Raw genomic sequence first — 15,373 nt, 5'->3', positions numbered from 1 at the left:
CATTCGAATTAGCTATGAATAAACGTTTACCTTCCTTCTCATCCGAAACAGAACTGATAAATGACTGTCGAAATAACAATCGACATGCGCAGCATGCTCTATTTCAGCAGTTCGCAGGTAAAATGCTACACGTGGTGAAGCGATACATAACGAATACATCCGAAGCAGAAGATACTCTGATGGAAGGATTTGTGAAGGTTTTTAAAAAATTAGGGCAATACCAAGGGGGTGGAAGTTTTGAAGGCTGGATTCGCAGAATTATGGTCAACGAGGCCCTAATGTCGATTCGCAAAAACAAAGACCGATTTCCGGTGGACATTGATGTGGCTTTTGATGTAGCACATCCAGATGAGACTTTGATGCAATTAGGTTTGCAGGAGATTGAGGATTTAATTGCTTCCTTACCCAAAGGCTACCGGACCATTTTTAATTTATATGCCATTGAAGGGTATTCCCACGCGGAAATTGCCCTTTTACTAGATATTTCAGAGGGGACCTCTAAATCGCAATTGTCGCGAGCTAGGGCCCAATTACAAAATCAACTAACAGCTTTACATCGATGAAAAATTGGAATTCTGTTGAGGAAAAATGGAGAGAACAACTCCAAAACAAGTCAGACGACATCCCCGAGGGATTGTGGTCGCGTATAGAAGAACGACTAGACGAAAAACCCGCACGTCGCTTTCCTATTTATTGGGCGGCAGCAGCGATGCTATTAATCGCCATCGGTATTAGCTGGAATTATAATCCTGCAACAGAAGAAGACATTCAGGCGACTAAGGTGGAAAAATCTTCGGCACCCGTCGAAATGGCCGTAACAGAGCCTTCGCCGCTCGTTCTCGAAGTCGAAAACAGCTCACTTCCTACTTTAAAATCTTCTCCGGCAGAAGTAGCAATGGCTACATCCACAACACCGGAAGTAACTATAATAGAACAAGCACCAACTGAAATAGTTGTAGCCTCGGCTCCTAGTATTGAAAAGAAATCAGACGCGGAGGAAGTAATTATCGTCCGCTTGGACATCGATCCTATAGAAGAGGTGAAGCCGACTTTTACGAAACAAAAGCGCAGAAAGTCCCTCTTTGGCAAAATAGTAGGAGAAATTAGACAGGCGCTAGACGGCGAGCCTGTGAACTGGCAAAAACTAAAAGAGGGAAACCCGGCTTTGGAAAATAATATCCACAACGTGGCAAACACCTATATTAAAACAGAAGAAAATTTAAAACGCACTTTACAAATTCAATAATATGAAAAAGATCATCGCCATTATCTGCCTAGTAGTAAGTACCCTGAATCTTTATGCAAAAGAGAGACAAGATTCGCTGATTTTAAAAATTGACAAAAGAAATCAAACCTTAATCGGTGGGAAAGATTCCAAACGTACTTTAAAGGAAGAATTAGAAAGCGCCTTCGAGAAAAAGGGAATTGTCTTAACGGATAGTCTTTGGCAAAATATCAGACAAGCGATTAAAACGGATTCCGATGGAGATAGTAGTATTTCTGTTCGGATTGGGAATAGTTCGGTGAAAATTGGGATTTTTAAGTCGCCGCTGCGCGGCTCAGTGGGCAGTGGGCAGTTGACAGTGGACAGTCGGCAGTCGGTAAGAAAAGAAGAGGTGCGCGTCGGATTAGATGGTATACATGTAAAAGAAGGTAACGAAGAAACACACGTGACTTGGGACGGCGTTTATCACCGCGAGGGAAATGAGGTGACGAAAGTGATTTGGGGAAAAGATTCAACTAAATTAAAACGCCCTAATTTATACAGCAGAAAAGGCTTGAATTTCTATTTCGGATTGAATGCATTGACTGGTGGGGAGACTGAAGTCGCTGTTCCTTACCCAGGTGCGCCACCTTATGTGCCTAATTTCACTTTGAATCCGACGGGATCTCGTTATGCCAGTATTGAAATCGCACGCTTTTTGACACTTTCAGAAGGTAAAAAGAATGCCTTTCGATTAGGATACGGATTAGAAATCGATTGGTATAACTTTAGGTTTGACCATAACCGAATCGCTACAAAAGGTCCTAATGGCGTACAATTTGTTACGATTACTTCTTCCACAGGCAAAGAAGTGGCTATGAGCAAAAATAAGATGAGCGTTTCCTATTTGACTTTGCCCATTATGCCTCATTTTGCCTTTGATAAAAAATCAGCGATTCAAATGATTGCCATCGGTGGGTATGTATCCTATCGCATTGATACTTGGACAAAAGCCATAGAAGAGGAAAGTGGAAACTTACGCAAAGAAACAAGTAATTTATATATTAATCCCTTCAGATATGGTCTGAGGGCAGAATTTGCCCTACGTCATTTCCCAGATTTGTTTTTTAGCTATGACTTAAGCCCTATTTTTGAGCCGGGCAAAGGTCCAGAAATGCGCGGATTAGCCTTTGGAATCCGATTATTGTAAAAAATTATTAGAAATTTTTAAAGGAAGTATTTGTGGAAATGAAAAAATGAGCTAATTTTGCAAACTATTTCGGTGGAACGTTACACTGAAAGCGCAAATGAAGGGGATATACCAGAGCGGCCAAATGGGGCAGACTGTAAATCTGCTGGTGAATGCCTACGGTGGTTCGAATCCATCTGTCCCCACCATTTTTGTATTACCTGGAGTTCTATTTACAGGAGAATTCAGCAAGCGGGAGTAGCTCATTTGGTAGAGCGATAGCCTTCCAAGCTATAGGTGGCGGGTTCGAGCCCCGTCTCCCGCTCGAAAATTGAAAATGTTGCTAAGGGAGAAATCCCTCTTAGCGATATTTTTGTTTTTTAGTTAATCGAAAGAGATTAACGAGAGGCCGCAAGGTAATGCCTTTGTAGCTCAGTGGTAGAGCACTTCCTTGGTAAGGAAGAGGTCGGCAGTTCAATCCTGCTCAAAGGCTCCACTAATAAGCAAGGCCCATTGAACGAGTACATTTTGAAACTTTTTATATTATACTAAATTAAAAACTGAATAATCATGGCAAAAGAGAATTTTGACCGAAGTAAACCCCACGTTAACATTGGTACGATTGGCCACGTTGACCACGGTAAAACAACCTTGACAGCTGCTATCACTAAAGTTCTTTCTGAAAAAGGTCTTGCTGAGAAAAAAGATTTCTCTTCCATTGACTCCGCTCCAGAAGAAAAAGAACGTGGTATCACGATCAACACAGCACACGTAGAGTATTCTACACTTGCTCGTCACTATGCACACGTTGACTGTCCAGGTCACGCGGATTACGTGAAGAACATGGTAACTGGTGCTGCACAAATGGACGGTGCTATCTTAGTAGTTGCTGCTACAGATGGTCCAATGCCACAAACACGTGAGCACATCCTTTTGGCACGCCAAGTTGGTGTACCTCAATTGGTTGTTTTCATGAACAAAGTGGACATGGTAGACGATCCAGAATTATTAGAATTAGTTGAAATGGAGATTCGCGAGCTTCTTTCATTCTACGAATTCGATGGTGATAACATTCCAGTAATCCAAGGATCTGCTTTAGGTGGATTGAACGGAGATGCTAAATGGGTAGCTACTATCGATGCGTTAATGGATGCAGTTGATTCTTGGATTCCACTTCCTAAGCGTGATGTTGAAAAGGCATTCTTGATGCCAGTTGAAGATGTATTCTCGATCACAGGTCGTGGAACAGTAGCAACAGGTAAAATCGAGACTGGTGTTATTAACTCAGGAGAAGGTGTTGATATCTTAGGTATGGGAGCTGAAAACTTGAAATCAGTAGTAACTGGTGTTGAGATGTTCCGTAAGATCTTAGATCGTGGTGAAGCTGGTGATAACGTAGGTTTATTATTACGCGGTATTGAGAAAGCTGATATCCGTCGTGGTATGGTAATCTGTAAGCCAGGTTCAGTAAAGCCTCACACTAAGTTCAAGGCTGAGGTTTATATCTTGTCTAAAGAAGAAGGTGGACGTCATACTCCATTCTTTAATAAATACCGTCCACAATTCTACTTCCGTACGACAGACGTAACAGGTGAAATTACTTTACCTGCAGGAGTTGAAATGTGTATGCCTGGTGATAACTTAACAATTGATGTTACGTTATTGAACAAGGTAGCTATGGATAAAGGTTTACGTTTCGCGATTCGTGAAGGTGGCCGTACTGTAGGTGCTGGTCAGGTAACTGAAATCTTAGACTAATTTTTATTAGCCTATACGGAAAAGGGCGGTCAATGACCGCTCTTTTTTTTTGTAGCTTGCTTTGAAAATAAATATCTCTATGAAAAAACTATTGATCCTTCTTTTCTTTTGCGCATTCACCGTATCAGCGCAGGAATACTATGAAATAAGAACTTACCAGATGAAATTCCGCGGGAATGTAAATCTGTTAGAATCTTATTTATCCAAAGCCTTAATCCCGGCTCTCAATTCATATGGCGTTTCTAAAGTAGGTGTATTCAAAGATTACGGAAAACCAGAACCTGGTATCGTTGTAGTCGCAATCCCCTTTCCTACTTTAGCTTCCTATGCGGGATACAAAGAAGCTTTAGAGAAAAATGCAGTTTATCAGGACGCGGCAAAACCCTATTTCGATAACGTAGGAATGGATAAGCCGATGTTCGAGAAGATCTCGACGTATTTGGCCAAAAGCTTTACAGGACATCCTGCCTTAAAATTACCCGTAACTAATCCGGGTCGTATCTACGAATGGAGAACGTATGAAGCCTATAATGAAGACGCATTGAAACGCAAAATCGCGATGTTCAATGAGGAGGAATTAGGCATATTCAATACGGTAGGATTACACAATGTGTTTTTTGGCGAAGTGCTCGCTGGGGAGAATACCCCTTGCTTAAGCTACATGGTTTCCTTCGAAAATATGGCAGAGCGAGATGCTAACTGGGCTAAATTCAGTGCAAATCCAGATTGGAAACGTATCTCTACAGATGCAAAATACGCCAATAGCCACTCCAGAACCGTTCGTAAATTCTTAGAACCGACGAGCTATTCTCAATGGTAAACAAACAATAATAAGAATGCGATTTGTTAATTGTCAAAATTTGGCTAAATTTGCAATCCTTTCTACGGGCATAGTATAACGGTAGTATGCAGGTCTCCAAAACCTTTGGTCAGGGTTCGAATCCTTGTGCCCGTGCTAAGTAAATTAAATACCGAAATCGGTTAAATTATGAGCAAATCAACATCATTGATCAAAGAATCATGGACTGAAGTAACACAAAACGTTACATGGCCTAAATTCTCTGACTTACAGTCGAGTTCTGTGTTAGTTTTGGTGGCTTCTTTAATCTTCGCTCTTCTAGTAGGTGCGGTGGATTTAGTCTTCAAATCTGGATTGGATTTATTTTACACTTCATTTTAATAAATAGGTAAATCCCATGGCAGAGACTAAATGGTATGTTTTGAGAGCTATCTCAGGACAGGAAAAGAAGGTGAAAACCTATATGGAGAACGAATTAGCTCGTCAAGGCGTGCTTGATTCCGTTCCTCAAATTCTTATTCCTACAGAAAAGATATATGAAATCCGCAAGGGAAAGAAAGTGATTCGCGAGAAAAACTTATTCCCTGGATATATCATGGTAGAAGCTGACTTAGCTGGAGAGGTAAGTCACATCTTAACATCTACACCAGGTGTGATAGGTTTCTTACAAGCAAATAACGAAGAAATCGAAGTAACGAAATTAGAAGGTGGTAAATTGAAGAAGACGAAGGTGATCGTTAAGAAGCCTGTACCTATCAGCCAAAGTGAAGTAAATCGCATCTTAGGCAAAGTGGATGAGTCTGCCGCTTTAGAAGAATTTGCTTCGGTTACTTTCATCAAAGGAGAAACGGTGCACGTCATCGATGGACCATTTGCGACTTTCGAAGGTACGGTAGAAGAGATTCACGAAAACACGAAGAAATTATCCGTTATGGTTAAAATCTTTGGACGTAATACACCTCTAGAATTGAACTACTCTCAAGTAGAAAAATAAATTTCGCTCTATCGCGAAGCTTGAAAAGTCCTGAACATAAATTCAGGACTTTTTTTGCCTAACTATTTGTATTTAAGAATAAAAGCCCTAATTTTGCAGTCCGTTTAAAAAGCGGCAATCTCTGTTTTGAAAATTTCAAGAGGGGATTGGGCCAGAACGTTCTTGTTACGCGGAAAGGTCACCCGGAGGGGAATCAGATAAGGAAGCTTCCACCCTTATTGGCAGATAAACCTCTAATTCACTAAATAAACGATGTTTTAACATGGCAAAAGAAATAGCTGGCTACGTAAAGCTTCAATGCAAAGGTGGCCAAGCCAATCCTTCACCACCCATCGGTCCTGCTTTAGGTTCGAAAGGATTAAATATCATGGAGTTCTGTAAGCAATTCAATGCGAGAACTCAAGATAAGAACGGCGTAGTATTGCCGGTCCTAATTACTTATTACGCAGACAAATCGTTTGAATTCGTTGTAAAAACACCTCCTGCACCAATTTTATTATTGGAAGCAGCGAAAGTTAAATCTGGTTCAGCTCAACCTAACTTGAAAAAGGTAGGTTCAGTATCTTGGGATCAAGTGCGAGTAATCGCCGAGACTAAAATGCCAGACTTAAACTGTTTTACTATCGAAGCAGCAATGAGTATGATTGCTGGAACGGCTAGATCAATGGGAATTACTGTTTCTGGTGATAAACCGTTCTGATTTAACCATCAGAAATAAACATTTTAATTAAAAGGTAATGGCAAAACTTACGAAGAAAATAAAGGAAGCCCTTTCAAAATACGATGCAACGCAAGCGTATTCGCTTGAAAAAGCAGCGGAGATTTTGAAAGAAATTTCTTATACAAAATTCGATGCCTCAGTGGATATAGATGTCCGCTTAGGAGTAGATCCCCGCAAAGCAGACCAAATGGTTCGTGGCGTGGTTGCCCTACCTCACGGAACCGGGAAAGACGTACGTGTACTTGTACTATGTACGCCCGATAAAGCAGAGGAGGCAAAAGCAGCCGGTGCTGATCACGTTGGATTAGATGATTACATTGCAAAAATCGAGAGCGGTTGGACCGATATCGACGTAATCATTACTATGCCGACTGTGATGGCAAAATTAGGCCGTTTGGGACGTGTTTTAGGACCTCGCGGTCTGATGCCTAATCCAAAGTCAGGTACTGTAACTTTGGAAGTAGGAAAAGCAGTAAACGAAGTAAAAGCTGGTAAAATTGACTTTAAAGTTGATAAAACTGGTATCATCCATACCTCTATTGGTAAGGTGTCCTTCGGAGCTGATAAAATTGTAGATAACGCTTTAGAAGTAATCAACATGTTGATTAAGTTAAAGCCGTCTTCTGCAAAGGGAACTTATGTTAAATCGATCAACTTATCTTCAACGATGTCTCCGGGTATCATTATTGATAAGGGAACTGTAGCTGGATTGTAATCATGACAAGAGAAGAAAAAAATCAGATTATTGATGAGTTGAGCGAAAAGTTCGCGGCAACTCCGTACTTCTATATTGCAAGTACAGCCGGTTTAAATGTGGCCGAAGCAAATCAATTCCGTGGCTTATGTTATCAGAGAGGTGTTGAATACAAAGTATTCAAAAACACGTTAATCTCTAAGGCATTAGCTAAGACGGGAACGGATTATTCCTCTTTAGATGCAGAAGTTTTGACAGGAATGTCTGGTATCATTTTCGCAACTGAAAATGCTAAAATACCAGCAAAATTGATCAAAGACTTCCGTAAAGAAGCTGGAAAAAACAAAATTGCATTCAAGGCTGCGTCTATCGAAGGTGGTATTTATATTGGTGAAGATCAATTAGTTGCCCTTGAGAACATCAAGTCGAAAAACGAGATGATAGGCGAAGTTATTGGCTTATTACAATCGCCTGCTAAAAATGTTATTTCAGCATTATTAAGCGGTGAGAAAAAATTAGCTGGTATCGTGAAGACTTTGTCTGAGCGCCCTGAGTAATTATTAACAAGTTTTACCGGAGTGTAAACTCCAATAAATTATTAATTCATAACAATTAAATTTTCAAAAAATGGCAGATTTAAAAGCGTTCGCTGAACAATTAGTGAACTTAACTGTAAAAGAAGTAAATGAATTAGCTACTATCCTTAAGGATGAGTACGGTATCGAACCAGCTGCTGCTGGTGCTGTTATGGTTGCAGGTCCTGCAGCTGGTGGCGCTGACGGTGGTGAGGCTGCTGCTGAGAAATCATCTTTCGATGTAATCTTGAAGGCTTGTGGTCCTAACAAATTAGCAATCGTTAAATTAGTGAAAGACTTAACTGGTTTAGGTTTGAAAGAAGCTAAAGACGTAGTAGATGCTGCTCCTAAAGCAGTTAAAGAAGGTGTATCTAAGGACGAAGCTGAAGGTTTGAAGAAAACTTTAGAAGAAGCTGGTGCTGAAGTTGAATTGAAGTAATTCAACCTTACCTATCTAAGAAAAAAGGGAATGGCAACATTCCCTTTTTTTTGGTTAAAACCGTATCTTTGTCCTCTTATTTTTCCATTGATTTATGCACAACCTGATCAAAATGCTTCCTGATGCTATCGCAAATCAAATTGCGGCGGGCGAGGTAGTGCAGCGGCCAGCCTCTGTGGTAAAGGAATTGATGGAAAATTCCATTGATGCAGGCGCTAGTTTTGTCCAGTTGATTGTAAAAGAGGCCGGAAAAGTCAGTATTCAAGTGATCGATGATGGTGCAGGAATGTCACCTCAAGATGCGATTATGTGTTTTGAGCGACACGCCACGTCGAAGATCAATAAAGCGGAAGACCTGTTTGCTATTCGGACGATGGGATTTCGGGGTGAGGCTTTGGCCTCTATCGCCTCCGTATCTCAAGTTGAATTAAAAACAAAGCGGGAGGAGGATGAATTAGGCAGTTTATTGCGCATGGAAGCCTCGGTGCAGAAGGCGAATGAACAAGTCGCGACTCCTAAAGGAACTTCTATCCAGGTGAAGAACCTGTTTTATAATATTCCGGCTCGTAGAAATTTCCTGAAGTCGAATCCCGTGGAAATGCGTCATATTTTAGATGAATTCCAACGCATTGCCTTATCCAATCCCCACATCAAGTTTTCGCTGGTTCAAAACGAGCAAGAGACTTACGCGCTGCCAGTTGAAAAACTAGGAAAGCGAATTGTGGATTTGTTTGGCAAAACGTATAGAGAGCAATTAGCGGCCTGTGAGGAAAATACGAACTACGTGAGTATTAAAGGCTATGTAGGTCGCCCAGAATATTCGAAAAAGACGCGAGGAGAACAATTTTTCTTTGTCAATAACCGATTCATTAAAAGCTCTTATCTGCATCACGCGGTGATGAGCGCCTATGAACGCTTAGTGCCGGAGGGTACGTTTCCCTTTTATGTACTTTTCTTGACGCTAGATCCATCCCATATTGACATCAATGTGCATCCGACTAAAACGGAGATCAAGTTTGATGACGAGCGATCTATTTATGCGATTCTACAAGCGGCAATTCGCAAGACACTTAGCTTACACCATTTGATTCCGTCTTTGGATTTTGACGCGAATGTTAATTTCCGTAATCCATCCGGAGCGCCTAGTGCCACTTCTTCGTTCTCAGGGACGAATTCGCCTCGACCTGTTCAAGATGCATGGAAAAGACTTTACGAGGGCTTAAATGACAATATTGAGGCTTTTGAGAGCCAGTCAGTCGCAGATCCAGCCACTAATTTGTTTAATGAGACCTCGACGACTATTCAAAGTAAGGCAAATAACTGGACGGCGGATAGTTTAGCTCATACGAACTTCCAGGTTATTCAAATTCTGAATAAATATTTAGTCGTGACTCTTTCGGGGGGTATGCTGTTGATAGATCAGAAAAAAGCCTATCAACGTATTCTGTTTGATCAGTTTTCGGAGAACCTGGTGAAGAAAAATGGCGTGTCGCAGCAATTATTGTTTCCACAGATACTACGCATTAATCCAGCTGACTCCGTTCTTTTGGAAGAAATTTTAGTCGACATTACCGATTTAGGCTTTGCCCTAACGAAGGATTCAGAGGAAAATTACTGGATTCAAGGTGTTCCTGCGGGCATAGGCGAGGAAGATGGACAAAACTTATTAGAGGGTATATTAGAGCAAGTAAAGAATGAGGCATCGGATTTAGGCCAAAACCACTCCGAAAAAATCGCCCGCATCCTAGCGAATCGTGCCGCCATTCGCTTCCAATCGAAGAAACTAATTTCGGAGGAAATGTCGGCTTTAGTGGAGCAATTGTTTGCGAGTAGCAACCCCTCTTATTCTCCGAATGGAGAAATCATCAGCCGTTCTTTAAACGAAGCTGAAATAGGTCAATTAATTGGCTAATTCTTTTGCACGATCCTTCGCCGCAATGATCCCTTTTTGCAATCCTTCCGCAACTAAGTTTTCATGGAAAATCTGTAGAGCCGCTTCTGTTGTACCTCCCTTAGAGGCCACCGCTTGAATCAATTCATCTAAGGTCTTATCGCTGGTCTGCATCAAATGATAAGAACCTAACATCGTCTGCTTAACTAAAAGAGACGCCATGGCTGGCTCAAAACCCATTTGGACCCCGGCATCAATCATCGCTTTAATTAGATAAAAGAAATAAGCTGGGCCACTACCGCTTAAACCCGTCACTGCGTCTAATAAACTCTCCTCCTCTAAGAATACTGCACGTCCAGTAGAATTGATTAAATTCTCGACCTTGCGAATATCTGACATGCCTACTTCAGGAGCTGCCGCGAAAGCTGTCATTCCCATCCCTAAAAGCGCGGGGGTATTAGGCATGGCACGAACCACTAAATCATGCGATAAACTCGACTGAATATTCGCGATGGGAATACCCGCCATGATGGATAATACCATTTGGCTGGGTTGAATAAAACGAGCTAATTCTGTGGATACAGACGGATAATCCTGTGGCTTCACGGAAAGAATAATCAAATCAACCGTCGATATCTTTTCAGAAATCGTATCGACCACAATCCCAGCCTTTTGCTCCTGCAAAATATCCCCGCGTTCCTGATTCTTTTCAATTAAGATTAGCTCATCCTTAGCGACCAGATTATATTGAATGAAGGAATTAGCGAAAGCCATCCCCATATTTCCACAACCGATAATGGCAATTTTCATCTTATTTATCTTTAAATAATTGGGCCAAATATTGATCTAAAGCTGCCCCTCTCAAACCTTTAGCAATAACTTTACCCTCTCTATCTAACAGGAAAGTCTGCGGAATCGAATTCACCTGATACGCCTGAGCGCCAGCAGAACTCCAATATTTCAAATCTGACACATGTTTCCAAACTAATTGATCTGTCTCGATTGCCTTTAACCAAGCTGCCCGATCTTGATCTAAACTCACCCCATAAATCTCAAAACCCTTATCCTTATAAGCGGCATACGTTTTAACCACATTCGGGTTTTCTCTTCGACAAGGCCCACACCAGCTCGCCCAAAAATCAATCAACACATACTTCCCTCTCAGTGAACTCAATGCCAAATTAGGCCCCGCAGGCGTAGCTAAACTAATCTCAGGAGCTATAGCCCCTTCATAAACACCCTGCTGTAAGCGTTTTAGATTATTGACGAATTGAAGTACCTGTGGATGAGTCGGTCTCGCCTTTCCTAAACGATCCGCAATTTCAAGTAACGAAGCCAATTCCTTTTCAGCTGGCAAGAAATTAGTCGCCCAAAGCACCACTAAATGATCCCCCATTTGCGGAATCATCCCCTTTATCTTTGCCGTACTTGCCGCTTGAGCCTTTGTAAATTCTGACGAAATTCGTTTTTCTTGTTTCTGATCAATTTGAATCTCCTGATTCCATTTCCGAACTTTCACTTCCATTTCTTTCGAAATAGCCATCAACTCCAGCATGAATTTCACATTCGGATAATCTCCATTCATGGTGAAATTTCCTTTTCCCTCTTCATCATTCACTCCATCCGCCACTATATCAATCGTTTCTCCTCCCTCTAAAATAACCAACACTTTTTGCGGCTTAGGCGTATCGAAAAAATTCACTAAATAGAACGCTCCTTGATCCTTTACCTGTCCCTTAAAACTGACTTTATTCTGAGCAGATGGCGCAGCTGAATCAATTTTAACGATCTTCCCTAGTTCGTTAATATATTCTAAATAGACCATTTTCCCCGGTATAACCGTCTTAGCCTGGATACGTAACTCAAAGTTTTGAGCTTGCACCGCTGTCGCTAAAAATAAGATGAATCCGATTATTTTCATTTACACTTTCGCTAATTCCTCTGACATTAACTGATTCACACGCTTAGGATCTGCCGTCCCTTTCGATTTTTTCATTACTTCGCCGATAAACAAGGCGATTAATCCTTTTTTTCCTTTTTGGTATTCTTTAACCTTATCCGGATAAGCGGCAATGGCTTCCTGAACCCATAAAAGTATTTCATCCCCTGACTGTACATGTAACCAACCTTGTTCCTCTACAATTTGTAAAGCTGATTTTCCTGGGTTTTCGATGGCCAAAGGAAATAACTGATGAGCCGCTAAATTATGTGTTAAAGTACCCTTCTCCACTAATTCAACGATTTCTGCTAAAGCCTTTGGACTTAATTCAAAGTCCGTAATCGATTGATTCTTTTCATTCAAATGAGACTTTACTGGCCCCATTAACCAATTCGAAATGGATTTATAAGCTTTCGAATCTTGCGCGGCTTCCTCAAAATACATTGCCATCTCCCGCGTATCGGCTAAGAAATGGGCATCATAGGCAGGTAAAGAAAATTCCTTTATTAATTTTTGCTCTTGTTCCCAAGGCAATAATGGCATAGTTGATTTAATTTCAGTTAACCAGGACGCTGATATTTCCAAAGGAGCCAAATCAGGTTCCGGGAAATAACGGTAATCATTCATGGTCTCCTTAATCCGCATCGAATGCGTAGTTCCAGCATGTGCGTCAAAAGTTCTCGTTTCTTGAATCAGGGAGCCTCCTTCGTTGAGCACCTTTGTTTGGCGTACAATCTCATATTCAATTGCCCGCTGAATATTGCGAAGGGAATTCATATTCTTAATCTCCACCTTCGTCCCTAAAGTAGACGTCCCCACCGGCCGAATAGAAACATTCACATCCGCACGTAAAGAGCCCTCCTCCATATTTCCATCACAAATCCCTAAGTAACGAACCAATTTCCGCACCTCCGAAACCAAGGCAAAAGCCTCTTCAGACGAATGAATACTAGGCTCAGTCACCATCTCAATCAAGGGAGTGCCAGCACGATTATAATCTAAAAAACTAAATGGGTTATCGCCCTCATGCAAGGATTTCCCCGCATCTTCCTCTAAGTGAATGTGGTGAAATTCCATCTTCTTATCTCCCTCTTTCAAGTGGACTAAAATGGCCCCTCCGATACAAATAGGCGTTTTATCTTGAGTAATTTGATACCCCTTAGGGAGGTCAGGATAAAAATAATTTTTTCGGTCAAAATACTGTTTAGGCGCGATGGTAGAACCAATCGCCAAACCCATTTTAATAGCATATTCCACCACCTTTTTGTTCAATTTAGGCAGCGTTCCCGGATGGCCTAAGGAAATAGGGGAAATTAAGGTATTCGCCTCTTGTCCAAAAAGTACGGGATCACTCGCGAATATCTTCGAATTCGTCTGCAACTGCGCGTGAATTTCAAGGCCAATAACGGGTTGATAGGAAATGCTCACTGAAAATTATTTATAATCCTGAAAGGATATAAAGATACAAAAATCCCTCGTTTAAAGATATAAACTAGTGATTTTTGCAAGTACAGGCCACTTTGTGTTTATAATTAAACCAATACGCCAGTGTAATAAAAATCCCCAGCATGAGGCCAAAAATCCATTCAATCGATTTTAATCCAACAGCAATATCCACCAATTTTACCAGTATACTAAAACCTAAAAAATACAAAGGCATTGGCTTGCGGTGTTGAAGATAATCTTGCACTAATAAAAGCAAAGCCAAACCAAAGCTAATTACTACCAAGATCCATTCCGCCGTCAAACTAAAAGCGAAAGAACTGGCTAAATAAGGCGCAGCAAACAATATAAAAGGAAGAGTTAAGCAATGTATAGCACACAAAAGCGAGAAGAAAACCCCTAGCTTTTCGGTTGGTAATAATTGCTTATATTTTTTATTAGACATTTAACTAATTACTTTAATGTTACTAAAAACTCAATATCAACATCCGTTGAACCCGGCGCTTCCGTTCCGTCTTTTACTAATTTGCCGTTTACTGGAGGCTGGTGTTTAAGTAAAATGGCGAACTTTCCGTCACCCGGAGCATATTGTGTTTTTACCTCGGCTTGAAGGCCAATAGGTAATCCTTTTTTATCCAAATCCTTAATTGAAACCCCTAAAAGACCGATAGGATTAGACTTATACACGAACAAATGTTCATCCCCTTCCTCCTGAACTTCTTTAGTAATATCAAAAACCGGCTTTTTTGTTTCATCTAGTAACTCAATCGTCATTTGATAAGTAGAATTTTTATCCAACATAATAGGATCTATTGAATCAACTATACCATCGCCTTGAATATCGCGCCAATAAAAAGTCTTAACTGGACTCGCTGGATTAGTGACTGAAGTAAACTGGAGTTTAATAGTGGTAATTAACTCATTATCATCTGTAGGCTGAATTTCATCTTTAGAGCATGCCGACAGGAGTACTAAAAGACTAAAAAGGCTAATTACTTTTTTCATTTTTATGATTGCTTAATGTTACAATTAGTTTGCAATATAAACAGAATACAAATATGCAACATTGTTGCACAATAAACAAATAGATGAACAGTCAAATGCGGTAGACAAATAGGGAAAGGAGGGAGTCCGGAGGGAATGAGTCCGAAGGGAGGGAGTCCGGAGGGAATGAGTCCGGAGGGAGGGAGTCCGAAGGGAATGAGTCCGAAGGGAGGGAGTCCGTAGGGAATGAGTCCGGAGGGAATGAGTCCGAAGGGGGGGGAGTCCGGAGGGAATGAGTCCGGAGGGAATGAGTCCGAAGGGAGGGAGTCCGAAGGGAATGAGTCCGGAGGGAGGGAGTCCGGAGGGAATGAGTCCGAAGGGAGGGAGTCCGAAGGGAATGAGTCCGGAGGGAGGGAGTCCGGAGGGAATGAGTCCCGAGGGAGGGAGTCCGAAGGGAATGAGTCCGAAGGGAATGAGTCCGAAGTCACTAGCTTTATCTATACTCTCTGCTCTATACTCTCTAATCACCTATCTGTCCTCTTTTCCTTCGGACTAGTTCCCTTCGGACTAGTTTTTAGGCATAAAAAAACCGCTCTCCTAGGAGGCGGTCTTCTTAAATAACTTGGAGCTTACTTACTTTCCCGGGTTTGATCCCAGTATCATCAGCGGTGCGGGGCTTAACTTCTCTGTTCGAGATGGGAAGAGGTGAACACCCGTCCTATCGGCTCCATACTTTTTACAAG

The 15,373-nt window shown here is 41.4% G+C and carries 18 protein-coding genes, 4 tRNA genes and 1 rRNA gene; 17 read left to right on the top strand and 6 right to left on the bottom strand.

Translation table 11 applies throughout. The features are described 5' to 3' along the window. Positions 1 to 14: 14 nt before the first annotated feature. The 16 genes from ACST14_RS05225 to mutL all read left to right on the top strand — a co-directional run bounded on the left by ACST14_RS05225 (position 15) and on the right by mutL (position 10,285). A complete protein-coding gene (locus ACST14_RS05225) occupies positions 15 to 563 on the top strand; it encodes an RNA polymerase sigma factor (protein ID WP_459461304.1) in 549 nt (182 codons plus the stop codon). Then, the gene (locus tag ACST14_RS05220) at positions 560 to 1,246 is read left to right on the top strand and encodes a hypothetical protein (protein WP_459461302.1); all 687 of its coding nucleotides are present in this window, start codon (positions 560 to 562) and stop codon (positions 1,244 to 1,246) included. Before ACST14_RS05225 ends, ACST14_RS05220 begins: the two co-directional genes overlap by 4 nt. A 1-nt stretch (position 1,247) precedes the next feature. After that, positions 1,248 to 2,414: an outer membrane beta-barrel protein gene (locus ACST14_RS05215; protein ID WP_459461300.1), complete on the top strand. Its 1,167-nt coding sequence runs from the start codon at positions 1,248 to 1,250 to the stop codon at positions 2,412 to 2,414. A 102-nt stretch (positions 2,415 to 2,516) separates the two neighbouring features. Then, a tRNA-Tyr gene (locus ACST14_RS05210) sits at positions 2,517 to 2,602 on the top strand. Between the two features lie 43 nt (positions 2,603 to 2,645). Further along, a tRNA-Gly gene (locus ACST14_RS05205) sits at positions 2,646 to 2,718 on the top strand. Between the two features lie 96 nt (positions 2,719 to 2,814). Continuing rightward, positions 2,815 to 2,889: transfer RNA gene (locus ACST14_RS05200), tRNA-Thr, on the top strand. 74 nt (positions 2,890 to 2,963) lie between these two features. After that, positions 2,964 to 4,151 carry an elongation factor Tu gene (gene tuf / locus ACST14_RS05195; RefSeq protein WP_459461298.1) on the top strand — a complete coding sequence of 396 codons (1,188 nt, stop codon included), beginning with the start codon at positions 2,964 to 2,966 and terminating at the stop codon, positions 4,149 to 4,151. A 79-nt stretch (positions 4,152 to 4,230) separates the two neighbouring features. Continuing rightward, positions 4,231 to 4,971 (top strand): NIPSNAP family protein, encoded by a 741-nt coding sequence (locus ACST14_RS05190; RefSeq protein WP_459461296.1) that lies wholly within the window; start codon positions 4,231 to 4,233, stop codon positions 4,969 to 4,971. A gap of 64 nt (positions 4,972 to 5,035) precedes the next feature. Continuing rightward, positions 5,036 to 5,106: transfer RNA gene (locus ACST14_RS05185), tRNA-Trp, on the top strand. Positions 5,107 to 5,139: 33 nt separating this feature from the next. Continuing rightward, positions 5,140 to 5,331: a preprotein translocase subunit SecE gene (gene secE / locus ACST14_RS05180; RefSeq protein WP_459461294.1), complete on the top strand. Its 192-nt coding sequence runs from the start codon at positions 5,140 to 5,142 to the stop codon at positions 5,329 to 5,331. A 16-nt stretch (positions 5,332 to 5,347) separates the two neighbouring features. Beyond that, positions 5,348 to 5,944, top strand: a complete 597-nt coding sequence (gene nusG / locus ACST14_RS05175; protein ID WP_459461292.1) for a transcription termination/antitermination protein NusG — start codon at positions 5,348 to 5,350, stop codon at positions 5,942 to 5,944. A 262-nt stretch (positions 5,945 to 6,206) separates the two neighbouring features. Further along, a complete protein-coding gene (gene rplK / locus ACST14_RS05170; protein ID WP_459461290.1) occupies positions 6,207 to 6,644 on the top strand; it encodes a 50S ribosomal protein L11 in 438 nt (145 codons plus the stop codon). Positions 6,645 to 6,681: 37 nt separating this feature from the next. Continuing rightward, the gene (rplA, locus tag ACST14_RS05165) at positions 6,682 to 7,380 is read left to right on the top strand and encodes a 50S ribosomal protein L1 (protein ID WP_459461288.1); all 699 of its coding nucleotides are present in this window, start codon (positions 6,682 to 6,684) and stop codon (positions 7,378 to 7,380) included. 2 nt (positions 7,381 to 7,382) lie between these two features. After that, positions 7,383 to 7,916 (top strand): 50S ribosomal protein L10, encoded by a 534-nt coding sequence (rplJ, locus tag ACST14_RS05160; protein ID WP_459461286.1) that lies wholly within the window; start codon positions 7,383 to 7,385, stop codon positions 7,914 to 7,916. A gap of 70 nt (positions 7,917 to 7,986) precedes the next feature. Beyond that, positions 7,987 to 8,373: a 50S ribosomal protein L7/L12 gene (rplL, locus tag ACST14_RS05155; RefSeq protein WP_459461284.1), complete on the top strand. Its 387-nt coding sequence runs from the start codon at positions 7,987 to 7,989 to the stop codon at positions 8,371 to 8,373. Positions 8,374 to 8,467: 94 nt separating this feature from the next. Continuing rightward, positions 8,468 to 10,285: a DNA mismatch repair endonuclease MutL gene (gene mutL / locus ACST14_RS05150; RefSeq protein ID WP_459461282.1), complete on the top strand. Its 1,818-nt coding sequence runs from the start codon at positions 8,468 to 8,470 to the stop codon at positions 10,283 to 10,285. Here the strand turns inward: mutL and proC are convergent. The 5 genes from proC to ACST14_RS05125 all read right to left on the bottom strand — a co-directional run bounded on the left by proC (position 10,274) and on the right by ACST14_RS05125 (position 14,651). Next, a complete protein-coding gene (gene proC / locus ACST14_RS05145) occupies positions 10,274 to 11,074 on the bottom strand; it encodes a pyrroline-5-carboxylate reductase (protein ID WP_459461280.1) in 801 nt (266 codons plus the stop codon). The two genes, mutL and proC, sit on opposite strands and share 12 nt — an antisense overlap. A gap of 1 nt (position 11,075) precedes the next feature. Beyond that, positions 11,076 to 12,185 (bottom strand): TlpA family protein disulfide reductase, encoded by a 1,110-nt coding sequence (locus ACST14_RS05140; RefSeq protein ID WP_459461278.1) that lies wholly within the window; start codon positions 12,183 to 12,185, stop codon positions 11,076 to 11,078. Beyond that, a complete protein-coding gene (gene gatB, locus ACST14_RS05135; protein ID WP_459461276.1) occupies positions 12,186 to 13,631 on the bottom strand; it encodes an Asp-tRNA(Asn)/Glu-tRNA(Gln) amidotransferase subunit GatB in 1,446 nt (481 codons plus the stop codon). A 64-nt stretch (positions 13,632 to 13,695) separates the two neighbouring features. Next, positions 13,696 to 14,091 carry a MerC domain-containing protein gene (locus ACST14_RS05130; RefSeq protein WP_459461274.1) on the bottom strand — a complete coding sequence of 132 codons (396 nt, stop codon included), beginning with the start codon at positions 14,089 to 14,091 and terminating at the stop codon, positions 13,696 to 13,698. 8 nt (positions 14,092 to 14,099) lie between these two features. Beyond that, positions 14,100 to 14,651 carry a lipoprotein gene (locus ACST14_RS05125; RefSeq protein WP_459461272.1) on the bottom strand — a complete coding sequence of 184 codons (552 nt, stop codon included), beginning with the start codon at positions 14,649 to 14,651 and terminating at the stop codon, positions 14,100 to 14,102. Between the two features lie 286 nt (positions 14,652 to 14,937). Between ACST14_RS05125 and ACST14_RS05120 the strand changes: the two genes are divergently transcribed. Further along, positions 14,938 to 15,186 (top strand): hypothetical protein, encoded by a 249-nt coding sequence (locus ACST14_RS05120; protein ID WP_459461271.1) that lies wholly within the window; start codon positions 14,938 to 14,940, stop codon positions 15,184 to 15,186. A 64-nt stretch (positions 15,187 to 15,250) separates the two neighbouring features. Here ACST14_RS05120 and rrf read toward each other — a convergent pair. Beyond that, positions 15,251 to 15,362: ribosomal RNA gene (gene rrf, locus ACST14_RS05115) — 5S ribosomal RNA — on the bottom strand. Between the last annotated feature and the right edge of the window lie 11 nt (positions 15,363 to 15,373).

This window comes from Aquirufa sp. A-Brett2-15D (assembly GCF_054558735.1).
Note: the sequence above shows the minus strand (reverse complement) of the source record. Positions and strands in the feature narration are given on the sequence as shown.